This is a genomic window from Rubellimicrobium sp. CFH 75288, assembly GCF_009904055.1.
In the GTDB taxonomy this organism is placed as follows: domain Bacteria; phylum Pseudomonadota; class Alphaproteobacteria; order Rhodobacterales; family Rhodobacteraceae; genus Rubellimicrobium.
Map to the genome: position 1 here is coordinate 46,607 of NZ_WYDP01000003.1, position 17,410 is coordinate 64,016.

At 70.4% G+C, this 17,410-nt stretch carries 17 protein-coding genes; 14 read left to right on the forward strand and 3 right to left on the reverse strand.

The genetic code is table 11. From position 1 onward, the window contains the following. Positions 1-11: 11 nt before the first annotated feature. The 6 genes from GT358_RS03530 (at position 12) to GT358_RS03555 (ending at position 6,726) form a co-directional block, all read left to right on the forward strand. Positions 12-1,298, forward strand: coding sequence for an ABC transporter substrate-binding protein (locus tag GT358_RS03530; RefSeq protein ID WP_166581212.1), 1,287 nt, complete (start codon positions 12-14; stop codon positions 1,296-1,298). Further along, entirely contained in the window at positions 1,295-2,185 is an 891-nt protein-coding gene (locus GT358_RS03535) for a carbohydrate ABC transporter permease (RefSeq protein ID WP_166581213.1), read from the forward strand. Before GT358_RS03530 ends, GT358_RS03535 begins: the two co-directional genes overlap by 4 nt. Beyond that, positions 2,182-3,003: a carbohydrate ABC transporter permease gene (locus tag GT358_RS03540; protein WP_166581214.1), complete on the forward strand. Its 822-nt coding sequence runs from the start codon at positions 2,182-2,184 to the stop codon at positions 3,001-3,003. The genes GT358_RS03535 and GT358_RS03540 overlap by 4 nt, the downstream gene beginning before the upstream one ends. Further along, positions 3,000-4,076 (forward strand): ABC transporter ATP-binding protein, encoded by a 1,077-nt coding sequence (locus tag GT358_RS03545; RefSeq protein ID WP_166581215.1) that lies wholly within the window; start codon positions 3,000-3,002, stop codon positions 4,074-4,076. Before GT358_RS03540 ends, GT358_RS03545 begins: the two co-directional genes overlap by 4 nt. A 102-nt stretch (positions 4,077-4,178) precedes the next feature. Beyond that, positions 4,179-5,555: a DUF1800 family protein gene (locus GT358_RS03550; protein ID WP_371416210.1), complete on the forward strand. Its 1,377-nt coding sequence runs from the start codon at positions 4,179-4,181 to the stop codon at positions 5,553-5,555. A gap of 4 nt (positions 5,556-5,559) precedes the next feature. Beyond that, positions 5,560-6,726, forward strand: coding sequence for a DUF1501 domain-containing protein (locus tag GT358_RS03555; RefSeq protein WP_166581216.1), 1,167 nt, complete (start codon positions 5,560-5,562; stop codon positions 6,724-6,726). Here GT358_RS03555 and GT358_RS03560 read toward each other — a convergent pair. After that, positions 6,723-7,916: an MFS transporter gene (locus GT358_RS03560; RefSeq protein WP_166581217.1), complete on the reverse strand. Its 1,194-nt coding sequence runs from the start codon at positions 7,914-7,916 to the stop codon at positions 6,723-6,725. The genes GT358_RS03555 and GT358_RS03560 overlap by 4 nt on opposite strands. A gap of 1 nt (position 7,917) precedes the next feature. After that, entirely contained in the window at positions 7,918-8,283 is a 366-nt protein-coding gene (locus tag GT358_RS03565) for a DMT family protein (protein ID WP_208103316.1), read from the reverse strand. Between the two features lie 127 nt (positions 8,284-8,410). Here GT358_RS03565 and GT358_RS03570 point away from each other — a divergent pair, with 127 nt between their 5' ends. The 5 genes from GT358_RS03570 (at position 8,411) to GT358_RS03590 (ending at position 13,442) form a co-directional block, all read left to right on the forward strand. Next, positions 8,411-9,940, forward strand: a complete 1,530-nt coding sequence (locus GT358_RS03570; protein ID WP_166581218.1) for an acyl-CoA carboxylase subunit beta — start codon at positions 8,411-8,413, stop codon at positions 9,938-9,940. After that, positions 9,921-10,433: a DUF6497 family protein gene (locus tag GT358_RS03575; protein ID WP_166581219.1), complete on the forward strand. Its 513-nt coding sequence runs from the start codon at positions 9,921-9,923 to the stop codon at positions 10,431-10,433. The genes GT358_RS03570 and GT358_RS03575 overlap by 20 nt, the downstream gene beginning before the upstream one ends. Next, on the forward strand, positions 10,433-10,792 hold the full coding sequence (locus GT358_RS03580) for a hypothetical protein (RefSeq protein WP_166581220.1): 360 nt from the start codon (positions 10,433-10,435) through the stop codon (positions 10,790-10,792). The genes GT358_RS03575 and GT358_RS03580 overlap by 1 nt, the downstream gene beginning before the upstream one ends. Before the next feature lie 349 nt (positions 10,793-11,141). Then, positions 11,142-11,360 (forward strand): hypothetical protein, encoded by a 219-nt coding sequence (locus GT358_RS03585; protein ID WP_166581221.1) that lies wholly within the window; start codon positions 11,142-11,144, stop codon positions 11,358-11,360. Between the two features lie 81 nt (positions 11,361-11,441). Beyond that, positions 11,442-13,442, forward strand: a complete 2,001-nt coding sequence (locus GT358_RS03590; RefSeq protein ID WP_166581222.1) for an acetyl/propionyl/methylcrotonyl-CoA carboxylase subunit alpha — start codon at positions 11,442-11,444, stop codon at positions 13,440-13,442. Positions 13,443-13,449: 7 nt separating this feature from the next. Here the strand turns inward: GT358_RS03590 and GT358_RS03595 are convergent, their stop codons facing one another. After that, on the reverse strand, positions 13,450-14,133 hold the full coding sequence (locus GT358_RS03595; protein WP_166581223.1) for a DUF4174 domain-containing protein: 684 nt from the start codon (positions 14,131-14,133) through the stop codon (positions 13,450-13,452). 64 nt (positions 14,134-14,197) lie between these two features. Here GT358_RS03595 and scpA point away from each other — a divergent pair, with 64 nt between their 5' ends. The 3 genes from scpA to GT358_RS03610 are packed head-to-tail and all read left to right on the forward strand — an operon-like array spanning position 14,198 to position 17,393. After that, positions 14,198-16,330: a methylmalonyl-CoA mutase gene (gene scpA, locus GT358_RS03600; protein WP_166581224.1), complete on the forward strand. Its 2,133-nt coding sequence runs from the start codon at positions 14,198-14,200 to the stop codon at positions 16,328-16,330. Further along, positions 16,327-16,929 carry a VOC family protein gene (locus GT358_RS03605; protein ID WP_243730699.1) on the forward strand — a complete coding sequence of 201 codons (603 nt, stop codon included), beginning with the start codon at positions 16,327-16,329 and terminating at the stop codon, positions 16,927-16,929. Before scpA ends, GT358_RS03605 begins: the two co-directional genes overlap by 4 nt. Then, positions 16,926-17,393 carry a GNAT family N-acetyltransferase gene (locus GT358_RS03610; RefSeq protein ID WP_166581225.1) on the forward strand — a complete coding sequence of 156 codons (468 nt, stop codon included), beginning with the start codon at positions 16,926-16,928 and terminating at the stop codon, positions 17,391-17,393. Before GT358_RS03605 ends, GT358_RS03610 begins: the two co-directional genes overlap by 4 nt. The last annotated feature ends 17 nt before the right edge of the window (positions 17,394-17,410 follow it).

Consider the following 17,410-nt stretch of genomic DNA (forward strand, 5'->3'; position numbering starts at 1 on the left):
GAGGAGAGATCATGACACCGCGCCTGTCCCGCCTGATCGCCGCTGCGGCGATGGTTCTTCCGGCCCCCGTCCTCGCCCAGGAGGCGGTGGAGGTCACGCTCTGGCACATGGAGCAGCCGCCCCACCGCGTGGCCCGCATCCAGGAGCTGATCGACGAGTTCAACGCCGCCAATCCCGACGTCGTCGTGCGGCAGGAGCCGCAGAACTGGGGCGAGATCTACGCCAAGGCCCCCGCGGCCATCGCCGCCGGAGCGGGGCCGGACATGCTGTTCGCGATCCCCGACTTCACGCCCATCCTGAAGGATCTGGGCGCGCTGACCTCGGTCGAGGACTTCGTGTCCGAACTGGATGCCCGGCACGACTTCGTGGACTCGGCGGTGGAAGCCTACAGCTATGACGGCGGCGTGTGGGCGGTGCCGCTCTACAACATGACGATGCATCTGTGGTATCGGCCCTCGGTCCTGGAGGAGGCCGGCGTCGCCGTTCCGACCACCTGGGAGGAATGGCGCGCCGCGGCCGAGGCGCTGACCGCCGACGGCCAGTTCGGCATGGGTCTTCCGGCGAACCGCCACCTCTACACGGATCAGACGGTCTATTCGGTGATGCTCAACGGGGGCGCCGCCGAGATCTACGAGGAGGACGGCAGCCTCCGGTTCGACAATCCCGAGACGGTGGCCGCCTACGAGTTCTACCAGTCGATGATGCCCTTCTCGCCGCCCGATGCACCCTCCTGGACCTGGGGCGAGGCGGAGGCCTGCTTTGCCTCGCGCTCCTGCGCGATGATCCTCCAGTTCACCGTCATCTCCACCTACGAGACCCAGGCCGAGGGCGACCCGGCCGATCTGGGGGTCGCCCCCATTCCCGTGCGCGAGGCGGGACAGGAGCCCGGCACCATCGCCTATGCCAACGCGGTGATGCTGCTGAGCCCCGAGGACAGCCCCGAGCGCGAGGCCTCCGAACGGTTCATCGCCTTCCTGCTCGAGCCGGAGAATTACGGCCGGTTCCTGAACATGGAGCCCGGGCTCTTCATGCCGGTCACGGCGGACGGCGCCGAGGCCGAGAGCTTCTGGAGCGATCCGGTGGTGCAGGAATACCGCAGCCAGATCGAGCAGGTCATCGCCAACAGCGAGAACGGCAAGCTGTTCGGCTTCACCTCCGGCCGTGTCTTCCCTGCTATCGCGGCCATCTCGGCGCAGAACGTCCTGGCCGAGACGCTGCAGGACGTCGTGGTGAACGGCCGGCCGCCGGCCGAAGCCGTCGCCCGCGGGCAGGCCCGCATGGAGGAGCTGTCGCAGTGACCGGCGCAGCGTCGGGCCGGCAGGGACGGCTTGCAGCCCTCCTGGCGGCGCCGGCGCTGCTGCTGCTGGGCGCGGTGCTGGCCTGGCCGCTGCTGTCGGCGGTGCTGCTCAGCCTTCAGGACGTGCGGATCGTCGGGTCGCAGGGCGCCTTTGTCGGATCGGCCAATTACGAGAAGGTGCTGGCCGATCCGGCCTTCTGGCGGGCGGCGCGTCTCAGCCTCGGCTGGGTCCTGGCCAACGCCGTCCTGCAGACGGCGCTGGCGCTCGCGGCCGCCCTGATCCTGCATCAGGGCTTTCCGGGCGTGCGGGTGGCCCGCACCTGGATCGTGCTGACCTGGATCGTGCCGACCGTCGTGGTGGTGATGATCTGGCGCTGGCTGCTGTCCACGTCGGGCGGCATGATCAACCCGCTGCTCGTCTCGACGGGACTGGCCGAGCGGCCCGTCGGGTTCTTCGCGACCCCGGAAGCGGCCTTCATGTCCCTCGTCTTCATCAATTCATGGCGCTGGTTTCCCTTCATCGCCCTGATGATCCTGGCGGGGCTGACCCGCATCCCGGCCGACCTGCACGAGGCGGCGCGGGTGGACGGGGCAGGGCCGTGGCAGCGCTTCGCACGCATCACCTGGCCGCTTCTGGCGCCGACGCTGGCGGTGCTTCTGGTGATCGGCACCCTTCTCAGCTTCAACGTGTTCGACATCATCTGGCTGCTGACGGGGGGCGGGCCGGCGGGGTCCACGCGGACCCTTCCCGTCCTGATCTACGAGACCGCCTTCCGCGGCTACCGCGTCAGCGAGGCGGCCACCATCGCGGTGCTCTCCACGCTCGTCCTGATGGCCTTTGCCGTGCTGGCCACCCGGTCGCTCGCGCTGTCGGGAGCGGACCGATGACGGCGGCGTGGCGGCTGCTCCTCGGGGCAGGGATCGTCTTTTTCGTCCTGCTGATCGGGCTGCCCTTCTGGTGGGTGGTCACGGGCTCGTTCAAGGTCCCGCAGGAGATCATCGCCCGGACCCCCACCTTCATCCCCCGGAGCTTCACGCTCCAGCATTACGATCTGCTGCTGTCGGCCTCGGCCTACGGGACCTACCTGCTCAACAGCCTGCTCGTGGCGGCCGCCTCCACGCTGCTGACGCTGCTGCTGGCGGTCCCGGCGGCCTATGCCTTCTTCCGGATCGAGTTCCGCGGGCGCGCCACGCTCTACCGGCTCATCCTGCTGGCCTATGCGTTCCCGTCGATCGTGGTCCTGGTGCCGCTCTTTGCCACCTTCGCGCGTCTAGGCCTCGTGGATACGCGGCTGGCGCTGGTGCTGGTCAACACCGCCTTCGCGCTGCCCTTCGCGATCTGGATGCTGCGGGCGTTCTTTGCCCAGATCCCGCCCGAGATCGAGGAGGCCGCCCGGCTGGATGGCGGGCCGCCCCTGGTCGTCCTGTGGCGCATCCTGCTGCCGCTGATCGCGCCGGGCCTGGGCGCGGTGGCCATCTTCGCCTTCGTCTCGGCCTGGACGGAATACGTGTTCGCCTCGGTCCTGATCCTGACGGATGCGCTGCGGACGCTGCCGGTGGGATTTGCGGGCATCATCGGGCAGTACCAGGTCAACTGGGGATTGCTGCTGGCTGGGGCGACGCTGGCCATCCTGCCGGTGGTCGCGCTGTTTGCGCTGATCGGCCGGTGGTTTGTGACCGGTCTGACCGAGGGAGCGGTGAAATGAGCGAGGTGCGCCTCGAGGGGGTCGCGAAGTCGTTCGGGAGCGTCGAGGTCATCCCGCCCCTCGATCTGCGGGTGGAGCCGGGGGAGTTCTGCGTTCTCGTCGGGCCTTCGGGCTGTGGCAAGTCCACCTTGCTGCGCCTGATCGCGGGGCTCGAGACGCCGAGCGCCGGGCGCATCGTGATCGGGGGCCGCGATGTCACCCATGCCGATCCCGCCCGGCGGGATCTGGCGATGGTGTTCCAGAGCTATGCGCTCTATCCCCACATGACGGTCGCGCAGAACATGGAATTCGGCCTCGAGATGGCGGGCCTTCCCAAGGCGCAGCGGCGCGACAAGGTTGCGGCGGCTGCGCGGGCCCTGCGGCTCGACGGGCTGCTCGACCGCAAGCCGCGCGCGCTGTCCGGCGGGCAGCGTCAGCGCGTGGCCATCGGCCGGGCCATCGTGCGGGAGCCGCGGGTCTTCCTGTTCGACGAACCGTTGTCCAACCTCGATGCCGAGCTGCGCGTGGACATGCGCCTGGAACTGGCGCGGCTGCACCGCTCGCTCGAGGCGACGATGATCTTCGTCACCCACGATCAGGTGGAGGCGATGACGCTGGCCGACCGGATCGTGGTGCTGCGGGCCGGACGGATCGAGCAGAAGGGCTCTCCCGGCGCGCTCTACGCCGATCCCGACAACCTGTTCGTCGCCGGGTTCCTGGGCACTCCGCGCATGAACCTGCTGCCCGCGCGGGTGAGCGGGCGCGAGGAGAGGCGGGCCCTCGTGGACGTGCCGGCCCTCGGGCTGACGGCCCTGCCGGTCCGGCTGCGCGAGCCCCGGGCCGCCCTGCCGGCCGAGGTCGTGGTCGGTCTGCGTCCCGAGGCCTTCGGCGAGGGTCCGTTGCGGGTTCGTCTTCTGCCGGCGATGATCGAGAATCTCGGCGCCTCGCGCTACCTCTACACCGAAGGCGAGCGGCAATCGGCGGTGGTGGCGGAGCTTCCCCGCGGCGTGCCGGCCCTGCCGGGCGAGACGGTGGACATCCCGCTGCAGGCCGACGGCGCCATGCTGTTCGCACCGGAGGGGCCGCGGCTCTGAGGGTTGGCAAGGCGGCGCCCATCGGCGCGGTCGGCGCCTCGGCCCCCTCGCAACAGGGCGGTCGGACCCCTACCTTGGCGCATCGGGACAGGGAGGCGATCCGTGCCGTTCGACCCCTCCATCGCGGCCATCCGCTTCGGCACAGGCCTCGGGCCGCGGATCGTGCCGCCGTCATCGGCGGCGGCCATGATCGACCGGCTTGCGGGGCCGGACGCGACGGCACAGGCCCTGCCCATCCAGCCCTTTGCCGAGGCCTGGAGGCTCTTTCGCGACTACCGGCTGACGGCGCGCGACATGCGGCAGGCGGGATCGGAGGCCGAGCGGGACGCGCTGGAGGTCGAGCGTGACCGGTTGCGCGAGGCCCTCGAAGCGGCCCGGCTCGCCCAGGCGCGCACCCGCATCGCGCGCGTCGCCGTCGCCGAGGACGGCCTGCGCGAGCGGCTGGTGCTGTTCTGGGCCAACCATTTCGCCGTCGAGCGCAAGGTTCCCGTCGGGGGATTGCTGATCGCCCCCTATATCGAGGAGGCGATCCGCCCGCATGTCGCGGGGCGCTTTGCCGACATGCTGGAGGCGGTGACGCTGCACCCGAAGATGCTGATCTACCTCGATCAGGCGCGGTCGGTGGGCCCCGGAAGCCCGGTCGGCCGACGTTCGGAGCGGGGCCTCAACGAGAACCTGGCGCGCGAGTTGCTCGAACTCCATACGGTGGGCATCGGCCCCTACAGCCAGGAGGACGTGACGGAACTCGCCAAGCTCCTGACAGGGCTGACCGTGAACGAGGAGGAAGGCGCGACCGCCTTCCGGCCCGCCTGGGCCGAGCCGGGTGCGGAAACCGTGCTGGGCGAGTCCTACGGACCCCGGCCCGGTCTCGAGCCCATCCGCGCCGTCCTGCGCGACCTGGCTGCCCGGCCGGAAACCGCGGCCCACTTGGCCCGCAAGCTGGCGGTCCACTTCGTCTCGGACATGCCGGACGGGGACCTCGTCGCCGCGCTGGAGGCGACGTTCCGGTCCACCGGCGGCGACCTGCTCGCGGTCACGGAGGTGCTGGTTGCGCACCCGGCCGCTTGGGAAAGGCGCAAGCAGAAGGTCAAGACGCCCCTCGAATTCGTGGGATCGGCCCTGCGTGCGCTCGGTGTCGGGTCGGAACGTCTGCTGATGCTCGACGATCGCGACACGCGCCGGCTGCTGCTCAACCCGCTGCAGGTCATGGGGCAGCCCTGGGACCAGCCCGGCAGTCCGCAGGGCTGGCCGGAAGCGGCCGAGGCCTGGGTGACGCCCCAGTTCGTCGCGGCCCGGATCGACTGGGCCATGACCATGCCGGAGCGCCTGCTGCCCGATCTGCCCGATCCGCGCCGCCTGGTGGAGGATGCGCTGGGCCCTCAGGCGGCCGAGGAGGTGCGGTTTGCGGCCGGGGCCGCCGAGCGGCTGTCCGAGGGGGTGGGCGTCGTGCTCGCCTCGGCCGACTTCCAGAGGAGATAGGGCCATGGCACAGCTCACGCGGCGCGGGTTCCTGGGGGCGCTCGCCCTCGGCTGCTCGGCGGCCGCCTCGCCGCTGGTGACGCCGGTGGTCTTTGCCTCCGCGCCGTGGGAGAGCCGCCTCGTCGTGCTGATCCTGCGGGGCGCCATGGACGGGCTCGATGCCGTCCGGCCGGTGGGCGATCCCGATTATGCCGCGCTGCGGCCGGCCCTGGGGCAGGGCGGATTGCCGGTCGGCGACGGGTTCTGGGCCCTGCATCCCGCGCTCGAGCCGCTGCTGCCCCTCTGGCAGGCGGGCGAGATGGGGGCGGTCCACGCCGTCTCGACCCCCTACCGCGACCGGCGCAGCCATTTCGACGGGCAGGACATCCTCGAAGCGGGCTCCGGCGGGAGCGACATCGAAGGCGTGCGCGACGGCTGGCTCAACCGGATGCTGGGCGCCGTGCCGGGGGTGCGCGCCGAGACAGCCTTTGCGATCGGACGCGAGAACCTGCTGATCCTGTCGGGACCCGCGCCCGTCAGCCGGTGGTCTCCCGATGCCCGGCTCCGGCTGAGTCCGCAGGCGCGCCGGCTGCTGGAGATCGTCCACCACGAGGACCCGCTGTTCCGAGCCGCCTCCGATCAGGCCATCGCCATCGTGGACGGGCTGGAGGCGGAGGGAATGGAGCGCGGCGGGGGAGGGGGGCACGTCCGGCTGGCGGAGTTCGCGGCGTCGCGGCTGCGCGGCGACACCCGGATCGCGAGCTTCTCGCTCGGAGGCTGGGACACGCATTTCCGGCAGGCCGCTCCGATGGCACAGGCGCTGGGCCGTCTGTCCGAGACGATCCTGACGCTCCGGGAGGGGCTGGGACCCGTCTGGTCGCAGACCGCGATCCTGTGCCTGACCGAGTTCGGCCGCACCGCGCGCGAAAACGGCACGCAGGGCACCGACCACGGAACGGGCGGCGCGATGCTGTTCGCCGGCGGGGCCCTGCGGGGCGGGCGCGTCGTGACGGACTGGCCGGGTCTGGACGAGGCGAGCCTCTATGCCGGCCGCGACCTGTCCTCGACCCGGGATGTCCGCGCCCATGCGGCCTGGGTCATGCGCGGGCTGTTCGGCCTGGATCGGGGCGTCCTGGAGGGGGCCGTGTTTCCGCGCCTCGAGATGGGTGCCGATCCGGGGCTGGTCCTCTAGCGGCGGACGAGCAGCAGCGCGGCCCCCGCCAGCGCCGAGACCGCGGCCATCAGCGCCTGAAGCAGCCAGAGGCCGGCGCTGCCCGTCAGCAGCGTGCCGGCGAGTGCGGCAAGGATCGCTCCGCCCGCGGTCATGATCGCCCCCGACAGGCCGGATGCGGCGCCCGCGAGATCCGGGCGCACCGAGACGGCCCCGGCCAGCGCGTTGGGCAGAGTGAGGCCGTTGCCGAGGCCCAGGGCCGCGCAGAACCCGAAAAAGACCCAGGGACTGGGCCAGCCTGCCAGGGTGACCAGCAGCGATGCCGTCATGCCGAAGGTTGCGATGGCGCAGCCGGCCGCGGCCATGCGGTCGGTGCCGATCCGGGCCGACAGCCGCCCCGACAGGAAGTTGCCGAGAACATAGCCCACGGCAGGCGTCCCCAGTGCCAGGCCCGTCCAGACCGGCGAGAGGCCGAACACGGTGCCTGCGACAAAGGAGGCGCCGCCCAGAAGGGCGAAAAAGGCGCCCGAGGCGAAGGCGGCGCAGAGCGTGTAGCCCCAGAAGGCGCGCGATCCGAGCAGCGCCGGCCATTGCCGCAGCTGCAACCGCAGGCCCTGACCGCCGGCACGGGCCGTTTCCCCCTGGTCCAGCGCCACGAGCGCCAGCGTCGCCAGGCCGAGACCCGCCAAGAGGCCGAACGAGGCCCGCCAGCCGAAGCCCTCGTCCAGTGCGCCACCCGCCACCGGACCCAGCATGGGGACGAGCGCCATGCCCATGGTCACATAGCCGATCCGCGACGCGGCCTCGGCCTGCCCCACCATGTCGCGCACGACCGCGCGGGAAAGCACGATGCCGGCGACGGCCACGCCCTGCACCATGCGCAGCACGAGAAAGGTCCAAGCCGTGGTCGTCCAGAGGATGCCGAGCGTGGCCGCCACGAACACCGCCAGCGCCCCCAGCATCACGGGCCTCCGACCGAACCGGTCCGCCGCGGCCCCGAGCAGGATCTGCAGGACGGCCGTTGTCGCCAGGTAGCCCGAGACGGCCAGCTGCATCACCGCGTAATCCGTGCCCAGATCGGCTGCCATCCGGTCGAGGGAGGGCAGGAAGATCGACACGTTGAGGGCCCCGAGCCCCGACACGGAGATCAGCGTCGCGATGTGGGGGGGCGTCGCGCGGTCCAGAAAGCGCGGCGCGGGGCCGGCGGTCATGTCACGTCCACTTGTGAAAGACGAAGAAGGCTCCCAGAGCGATGAGGCCGAAGCCGAGCAGATGGTTCCAGGCCAGCGGCTCGCGCAGGTAGAGGACCGAGAAGATCCCGAACACCGAGAGCGAGATCACCTCCTGGATGGTCTTGAGTTCGGCGGCCGAGAAATGCCCGTGCCCCCAGCGATTGGCCGGCACCTGCAGCGCGTATTCCGGCAGCGCGATCAGCCAGGAGATGCCGATGACGGCCAGGATGGGAGCGGCCTTGTAGTTGAGGTGCCCGTACCAGGCGAAGGTCATGAAGACGTTCGACAGGATCAGCAGACCGATGGTGACGGCCGGGACGGGCAGGGCAGCAAGCACGGCGGGCATGGAGTGGCTCCGGTCGGAGGATGCCCCGCTCTTGGCTTGCCGCCGCGACCGGTGCAAGCGTCCTCGGGTCGCTCTTGGCATGAGGACGCCGTTGCGCTTTCGTGCGGCGGAGGGACGGGGAGGGCACATGGACATCCTGGCCGAACTGGAACGGCGTCGCGCGGCGGCCCGCGCCGGAGGCGGGGCCGCGCGGGTCGCGGCGCAGCACGCGCGCGGCAAGCTCACGGCACGCGAACGCATCGAGCTGCTGCTCGACGAGGGCTCCTTCGAGGAGTTCGACATGTTCGTGACCCACCGGGCGACTGAGTTCGGGATGGACCGGGATCGCCCCGCCGGGGATGGGGTGGTGACGGGCTGGGGAACGGTCAACGGACGGCTCGTGTACGTGTTCAGCCAGGATTTCACGGTCTTCGGGGGATCGCTGTCCGAGACGCATGCGCAGAAGATCTGCAAGATCATGGACATGGCCATGCGGAACGGCGCGCCCGTGATCGGGATGAACGATTCGGGCGGCGCGCGCATCCAGGAAGGGGTGGCAAGCCTCGCGGGCTATGCGGAGGTCTTCCAGCGCAACGTGCTCGCCTCCGGCGTGATCCCCCAGATCAGCCTGGTGATGGGCCCCTGCGCGGGCGGTGCCGTGTACTCGCCCGCGATGACGGACTTCATCCTGATGGTGAAGGAGACGTCCTACATGTTCGTGACAGGACCCGAGGTGGTCCGCACCGTCACCAACGAGGTCGTCACCGCCGAGGAACTGGGCGGTGCGCTGACCCATACGCGGCGGTCCTCGGTTGCCGATGCCGCCTTCGAGAACGATGTGGAGGCGATCGCCGAGGCACGCCGCCTGATCGACTTCCTTCCCCTGTCCAACCGGTCGGGCGTGCCCGAGCGGCCCTTCTTCGACGATCCCGGGCGCCTGGAGCCGTCGCTCGACACGCTGATCCCCGAGAGCACGAACACGCCCTACGACATGAAGGAGCTGATCCTGAAGGTCGCGGACGAAGGCGACTTCTTCGAGATCCAGGCCGAGTTCGCGCGCAACATCGTCACGGGCTTCATCCGCATCGAGGGCCGGACGGTGGGCGTGGTCGCCAACCAGCCGATGGTCCTCGCGGGGTGCCTCGACATCGACGCCAGCCGCAAGGCCGCGCGGTTCGTCCGGTTCTGCGACGCGTTCGAGATCCCGATCCTGACACTGGTGGACGTGCCGGGTTTCCTGCCGGGGACGGCGCAGGAATATGGCGGGATCATCAAGCACGGCGCCAAGCTGCTGTTCGCCTATGGCGAGGCGACGGTTCCCAAGGTGACGGTCATCACCCGCAAGGCCTATGGCGGGGCCTACGACGTCATGGCGTCCAAGCATCTGCGAGGCGATGTCAACTATGCCTGGCCTACGGCCGAGATCGCGGTCATGGGCGCCAAGGGAGCGGTCGAGATCCTCTACCGGGCCGAGCGGGGCGACGGTGACGCGCTCGCCGCCCGGACGAGGGACTACGAGGCGCGGTTCGCCAATCCGTTCGTGGCAGCCGAACGCGGGTTCATCGACGAGGTGATCCAGCCGCGGTCCACCCGGCGCCGGGTGGCGCGCGCCCTTGCCATGCTGCGTGGCAAACGCCTCGAGAATCCATGGAAGAAGCATGACAACATCCCGCTCTAGAACCGGTCCGGTCTTGGGGCTGGCGCTGCTGGCGGCCGTTCCGGCCTTTGCGCAGGAGATCCGGCTGCCCTCGGGTCATGCCGCGCGCCTGTTTGATGTGGTCCTCGAAGCCGGCGTTCTGGGCACGAGGGCTCCGCTCGTGGGTTCGGCGGCCGAGGACGAGGCGTCCGACCCTGCCGACTGGGGAACGGGGCCGCTCGACGAGGCGGAAGGAGAGACCGTTCCACCGACCGGCGGTGTCGCGCGTTTCCGGCTGGTGGTGACGGATCTGGGACAACCCGGTGCGGAATGGGGCGACGTGGCCGGGGACTTCCTCTGGCTCTGCGAGTCGGTGGCCCTGCCGGCGCTGGCCGCCAACGGTTGGCAGGCGACGGAGGTCGTCGTGGCGCTCTCCGATCGGGAGGTGCCGTTCGGAACGATGGACCCGGAGGCGATCCAGTTCTTCGAGGGCTTCCAGATCGAGGGCGGCGTCTGCGTGCCGCAGGCGTTCTGATGCGCAAGCACCGGGGCTTTCCCGGCCGCCTGCCGGGGACGGATTTCCAGTTCACCATCCGCCACGCCAACAAGAAGGGCGCCACCCGCCTCGTGGCGCGCGAGCGCTATGCGGACCGTCGGCCGATCGATCGCGCGGCGGACCAGGCGTTCCTGGCAGCCCTGTGGGAGCATTTCGGCGACGAACCCTTCGAGCGGGGCAACCTGGATGCGGGTCGCCTGTCGTGGCTTTTCGGGCGCGAGGTCGTTCCGGCGGAAGATCCCTTCGACCCCGAAAGCTACGAGGCGCTGCTGCGGATCGACACGAACCGGGCACGAGCGAGCTTTCCGGACCTGTTCGAGGATCGGGACACTCCGTGATACAACCTGAGCGGGTATTTGCCGAAATTCTGATCGCCTTCAGGTTTTCCTTGCCGGGACCCGTCGGCGGCCTCCATGATGGTGCTGCGCCGGAGCGGTCCAGCACCCGCTCTTGCGTGTCTCGTCATCACCGTGACCCTTCCCCGAGGGGGCGGCGCGGCCGCAAGGCCGGGCCGCCCCTGGCCTGCGAGAAGGCGGGTGACCACCCCCGGGGAGCGGCCGGACTGTGGCCCGGCGTCAGGAGATCGGCGACTTTCCGGGCCCGGAGGGAAACCGCGCCTTGCGCCGGCGGGTTGGGGATGGCATGCCTGTCCCCATCTGGGGCAGACCAATCTTTCGGAGAACTCGCATGTCCAACATCCTTCGCGCCATGGGCGCTCTCGGTTTTGCGGTTACCTTGGCGGCCTGCGGCGAAACGCCTGTCGAGCGGGCCACCACCGGCGCCCTGGCCGGCGGCGCTGCCGCGGCCGTCACCGGCGAAAGCGTTCTCAACGGCGCGCTCATCGGCGGAGCCATCGGCGGCATCGCGCCGTGCGTGGCCAACCCGAACGCGGCCGGCTGCTTCTGAGTCGCGCGCCCGCGGGCGCCGTCCGGACGGGCCGCCGGAGCCGAGCGCTCCGGCGGCCCTTTTGCTGTCACCCCCGAGGCCATGTTCTCCAAGATCCTGATCGCCAACCGCGGCGAGATCGCCTGCCGCGTCATCAAGACCTGCCGCCGTCTCGGCATCCGCACGGTTGCCGTGTTCTCGGACGCCGACAGCCGCGCGCTCCACGTCCGGATGGCCGACGAGGCCGTGCCCATCGGTCCCGCTCCTGCGGCCGACAGCTACATCCATATCGGGCGCGTGATGGAGGCGGTGCGCCGCAGCGGGGCCGAGGCCGTGCATCCCGGCTACGGATTCCTGTCGGAGAATCCCCGTTTCGCCGCTGCCCTGGCCGCAGAGGGTGTCGTCTTCATCGGCCCGCCCGCCTCCGCCGTGGAGGCCATGGGAGACAAGATCGCCTCGAAGCGGATCGCCGCCGAGGCCGGCGTGAACACGGTTCCCGGCCATCCGGGCCTGATCGCCGACGCGGAGGAGGCCGTCCGCATCGCGCGGGAAATCGGCTATCCCGTGATGCTCAAGGCGAGCGCGGGCGGCGGCGGCAAGGGCATGCGGATCGCCTGGACCGACGCGGAGGCGCGGGAAGGGTTTGTCGCCTCCCGCAACGAGGCCGCGGCGTCCTTCGGCGACGACCGGATCTTTGTCGAGAAGTTCGTCGACCAGCCGCGCCACATCGAGATCCAGATCCTGGCAGACCGGCACGGCCATGTCGTGCATCTGCACGAACGCGAATGCTCGATCCAGCGACGCAACCAGAAGGTCATCGAGGAAGCCCCCTCGCCCTTTCTCGATCCCGGCACGCGGGCTGCGATGGGCGAGCAGGCCTGCGCACTGGCCCGCGCGGTCGGCTATGAAAGCGCGGGCACGGTCGAGTTCATCGTGGACGGCGCGCGCAACTTCTACTTCCTCGAGATGAATACCCGCCTGCAGGTCGAACATCCGGTGACGGAGCTGATCACAGGAATCGATCTCGTGGAGCAGATGATCCGGATCGCCGCCGGCGAGGCCCTGCCCTTCACGCAGGAGGAGATCGCGCTGAACGGCTGGGCCATGGAGGCCCGCCTCTATGCGGAGGACCCGTTCCGCCGCTTTCTGCCCTCGACCGGCCGACTGACGCGCTATCGGCCGCCGCCCGAGGGTCCGCAGGGATCGGCGATCGTCCGCAACGACACGGGCGTGTTCGAGGGGGGAGAGATCAGCCGCTTCTACGATCCCATGATCGCGAAGCTCTGCACCTGGGCGCCGACCCGGCGGGAGGCCGCCGCCGCCATGGCCGAGGCGCTCGATGCCTTCGAGGTGGAGGGGATCGGGCACAATCTTCCCTTCCTGTCGGCCGTGATGAAGCACCCCCGGTTCCTCGAGGGGCGGTTGACGACCGCCTTCATCGCCGAGGAGTGGCCGGACGGTTTCAAGGGCGTGGAGCCTGACGCGGAGGCGCTCCGCCGCATCGCGGCAGCCGCCGCGGCGATGTGGCGCGTGGCCGAGATCCGGCGGGCCCGGATCTCGGGCCGGCTCGACAACCACGAGCGGCGCGTGGGCAGCGAATGGGTCGTGGAGGTCTCGGGCTGCCGGATGACCGCCTCGCTCTCGGCCGATCGGGATGGCACCAGCGTGGTGATCGACAGCGGGCCGACCCTCCGCGTGGAGGGCGCGTGGCTGCCCGGCCAGACCCTGGCGCGGCTCAGGGTGGACGACGTGCCGCTGACCCTCAAGGTCGCCAAGGCTCCGGGCGGCTTCCGCCTGCGGACCGGGGGAGCCGATCTGCGGGTTCACGTCCGCACCCCGCGCGAGGCGGAGCTTGCGGCCCTGATGCCTGTGAAACGGCCGCCGGATCTGTCGGGCTCCCTTCTCTGCCCGATGCCGGGCCTGCTCACCCGGTTGATGGTGGGCGAAGGCGACGATGTGGAGGAGGGCCAGCCCCTCGCCACCGTGGAGGCCATGAAGATGGAGAACACGCTGCGCGCCGAACGGAGCGGACGGATCGCCCGGCTTCTGGCGCGCGAAGGCGACACGCTGGCCGTCGATCAGGTCATCCTCACCTTCGCCTGAGACCGCCTCAGGGAAGCCCGGCCCCGCGTCCGCGATACCGGATCTCTTCCTGTCGCAGCGGCGACCGGTCGATGGTGCGGGTCAGCTCGCGAATCGTCTGCGGAACCGGACGGCGCAGCAGCACCCGCCCATCCTTCTCGATCAGGACGAGAGCGAATCCCCGGGGTCGCTGCGTCCGGCGCGCCTCGCTTGCGGCGGCCGGGTCGCTGTCCACGATCACGACGACATCGCGGGCGGCAAGCGCGGCCATGTCGCTCTCGAGGATGGCGAGCTGGTCCATGAACTGCGGCTGCCTCGGCGTGTCCGCGAACACGATCAGCGGACGGGCCACGTAGATGAAATCCTGCAGGTTCACATCGGCCGCATCGAAGATCCGCGTCCGGTCGGCTTCCCACTGCGCCACAGGATCGAGGTCCTCGTCGGATCCGGCGGCGGTCCCGTCCCCGACCGGGCCGATCGCAGGCGCTCCCTCCGGCGCGCCGCGCACGGTCGCCTCCTCCTGTGCGGGTTCGGGCGAAGGCGAGGCCGTCACGGTCAGGGCCTGCGCAGCCTCCTGGGACAGTGCAGGGCCAGCGGCCAGAAGACAGGCAAGGGCGAGGATGCGGGTCATGGCCCAGATATAGGCGGCGCGCCGCGGGTTGCGAAGGTTTGTCCGGCTGGCCGCGTCGATTTCGTCCCGGGGAGGGGGCACGAGAGCCCTCGCATCGCCCGCGGCGACATGCCAAATCCTCTTCGATCACGATCGGGAGACGGCCATGGCGGACCGCAGGACATGGGAGGAGCGGGCAAGGCGCGAACTGCGGGGGCGGGAGCCGGATGACCTGGTCTGGCACACCCTTGAAGGCATTGCCGTGCGGCCGCTCTATCTGCCCGAGGATGCAGCGGCCATCGACCCCGGTCTGCCGGGCGAGCCGCCCTTTGTCCGCGGCGTGCGGGCGACGATGTATGCCGGTCGCCCCTGGACGATCCGGCAATATGCCGGCTTCTCCACGGCCGAGGACTCGAACGCCTTCTTTCGCAAGGCCCTGGCCGCCGGGCAGCAGGGCGTCTCGGTCGCCTTCGATCTCGCCACCCACCGCGGCTACGACAGCGACCATCCCCGAGTCGAGGGAGACGTGGGCAAGGCCGGAGTCGCCATCGACAGCGTCGAGGACATGAAGATCCTTTTCGACGGCATCCCGCTGGGCGAAGTGTCCGTCTCGATGACCATGAACGGGGCGGTCATCCCCGTGCTCGCCAACTTCATCGTGGCGGCCGAGGAGCAGGGGGTGACGCGCGACCGGCTGTCCGGGACCATCCAGAACGACATCCTCAAGGAGTTCATGGTCCGCAACACCTATGTCTATCCGCCCGAGCCCTCCATGCGGATCGTGGCGGACATCATCGCCTTTGCGGCGCGGGAGATGCCGCGGTTCAACTCGATCTCGATCAGCGGCTACCACATGCAGGAGGCGGGCGCCGACCTGGTGCAGGAGCTGGGCTTCACGCTGGCCGACGGCCGGGAATACGTGCGTGCGGCGCTGGCGCGGGGGCTCGACGTGGACAGCTTCGCGCCGCGTCTGTCGTTCTTCTTCGCGATCGGCATGAACCTGTTCATGGAGGTGGCCAAGCTGCGCGCCGCGCGCCTGCTGTGGCACCGGGTGATGAGCGGGTTCGGCGCAAAGAAGCCCGAGAGCCTGATGCTGCGCACCCATTGCCAGACCAGCGGGGTAAGCCTGCAGGAGCGCGACCCCTACAACAACATCGTGCGCACCGCCTATGAGGCCTTGGCCGCCGTGCTGGGCGGGACGCAGTCGCTGCACACCAATTCCTTCGACGAGGCGATGGCGCTGCCCTCGGACTTCGCCGCGCGGATCGCGCGCAACACCCAGCTGATCCTGCAGGAGGAGACGGGCGTGACGCGCGTGGTCGACCCCCTGGGCGGCAGCTACTACGTGGAGGCGCTGACGCACGAACTGGCGGAGCGGGCCTGGGCGCTGATGGAGGAAGTGGAGGCGCTGGGCGGCATGACGGCGGCCGTCGCCTCGGGGATGCCCAAGCTGCGCATCGAGGAGACGGCCGCACGGCGGCAGGCGATGATCGACCGCGGCGAGGAGGTGGTGGTCGGCGTCAACAGGTACCGCCCCGACAAGGAACCCTCCGTCGAGATCCGGTCCATCGACAACCACGCCGTGCGCGAGGCGCAGATCGCGCGCCTCCGGCGACTGCGCGAGACGCGCGACGCGGCGGCGGTGGCGAGCGCGCTCGATGCGCTGCGAGAGGCCGCGCGAGGAAGCGGCAACCTGCTGGAGGCCGCGATTCCGGCCGCCCGCGCGCGCGCCACCCTGGGCGAGATCAGCGCCACGCTCGAGGAGGTGTTCGGCCGATACCGGGCGGAGACGCGCAACCTCGCCGGGGTCTACGCCCGGGCGCGGGAGGGGGACGAGGATGTCGGACAAGCCCGTCGCGCGGTCGAAACCTTCGCGGCCGAGGAGGGGCGGCGGCCGCGGATGCTCGTGGTCAAGATGGGGCAGGACGGTCACGACCGAGGGGCCAAGGTCATTGCCACCGCCTTTGCCGATCTCGGCTTCGACGTCGATGTGGGACCTCTGTTCCAGACGCCCGAGGAGGCGGCGCAGGACGCCATCGACAGCGACGTGCACGTGTTGGGGGTGTCCTCGCAGGCGGCAGGGCATCTGACGCTGGCGCCGCGTCTCGTTGCGGCGCTGCGGGAGCGGGGGGCGGGCGATATCCTCGTGGTCTGTGGAGGCGTGATCCCGGCGCAGGATCATGCCGCCCTGCGCGAGGCCGGCATCGCCGCCATCTTCGGTCCCGGAACTCCGATCCCCGACGCCGCCATGGAGGTTCTGAGGCTCATCCAGGCCGGGCGGGACACCGCTTCGGCATGATGGAACTCGATCACCTTGCCATCGTCTGCGCCCGGCTGGAGGAGGGGGCGGCTTGGGCCTCGGACCGGCTGGGCGTGCCGCTGGAGCCGGGGGGCCGTCACGAGACCTTCGGCACGTGGAACCGGCTTCTGTCGCTCGGCCCCGGCCTCTATCTCGAGGTGATCGCCCCGGAGCCGGGTCGCGCGCCCGGCCGGCCGCGCTGGTTCGGCCTTGATGACGTGCGGGAGCCCCGGCTCGGCAACTGGATCGTCCGGGTCCCGGATCTCCGGGCCGCCCTGGAGGCCGCGCCTCCCGGCGCGGGCGAGGTCGTCTCGATGAGCCGGGGGCCGTTCCGCTGGGACATCGCCGTGCCGCCCGACGGATCGCTGCCCCTCGGCGGGGGATTCCCGACCCTGATCCGCTGGCATGGCGACCCGCCGCATGGCGTGTTGCCGGATCGCGGAGTCAGGCTGACGATGCTGCAGGTCACCCATCCTGATGCGGTCTCCCTGCGGGCCTGGACGAAGGGCATGGCCGATCGTCGCGTGACGTTCCGCCAAGGGTCGCGGGTCAAGCTGACGGCCCGTCTGGCCACACCCCGCGGCGAGGTCGTGCTGTGATCCGGCCTGCCCGCCCCGCCGACGCCGCCGCCGTCGCCGCGATCTGGAACCCCGTGATCCGCACCAGCAGCGCCATCTTCTCGTCGGAGGAGCGCAGCATCGAGGAGGTGGCCGGGCTGATCGAGCAGGATTGCTGGCTGTGGGCCGAAGGCGACGCCGTCCTGGCCTTCGTGCGGATCTTCCCCTTCCGCTCCGGCAACGGCTATGCCCACACCGTCGAGCAGACGATCATGGTCTCGCCCCCCGCCAAGGGCCGGGGCATCGGCCGCGCCCTGGTCGAGCACGCGGCCGCTGCAGCGCGCGCCGCCGGCAAGCACAGCCTCTGGGCCGCGGTCAGCGCCGAGAACGGTCCGGGCCTGGCCTTCCATCGGGCCTGCGGCTTCACCGAGCATGGCCGACTGCCCGAGGTCGGCTGGAAGTTCGGCCGCTGGCACGATGTCGTGCTGATGGGCCGGATGCTGTAAGGGTTGCACCCTCCGGC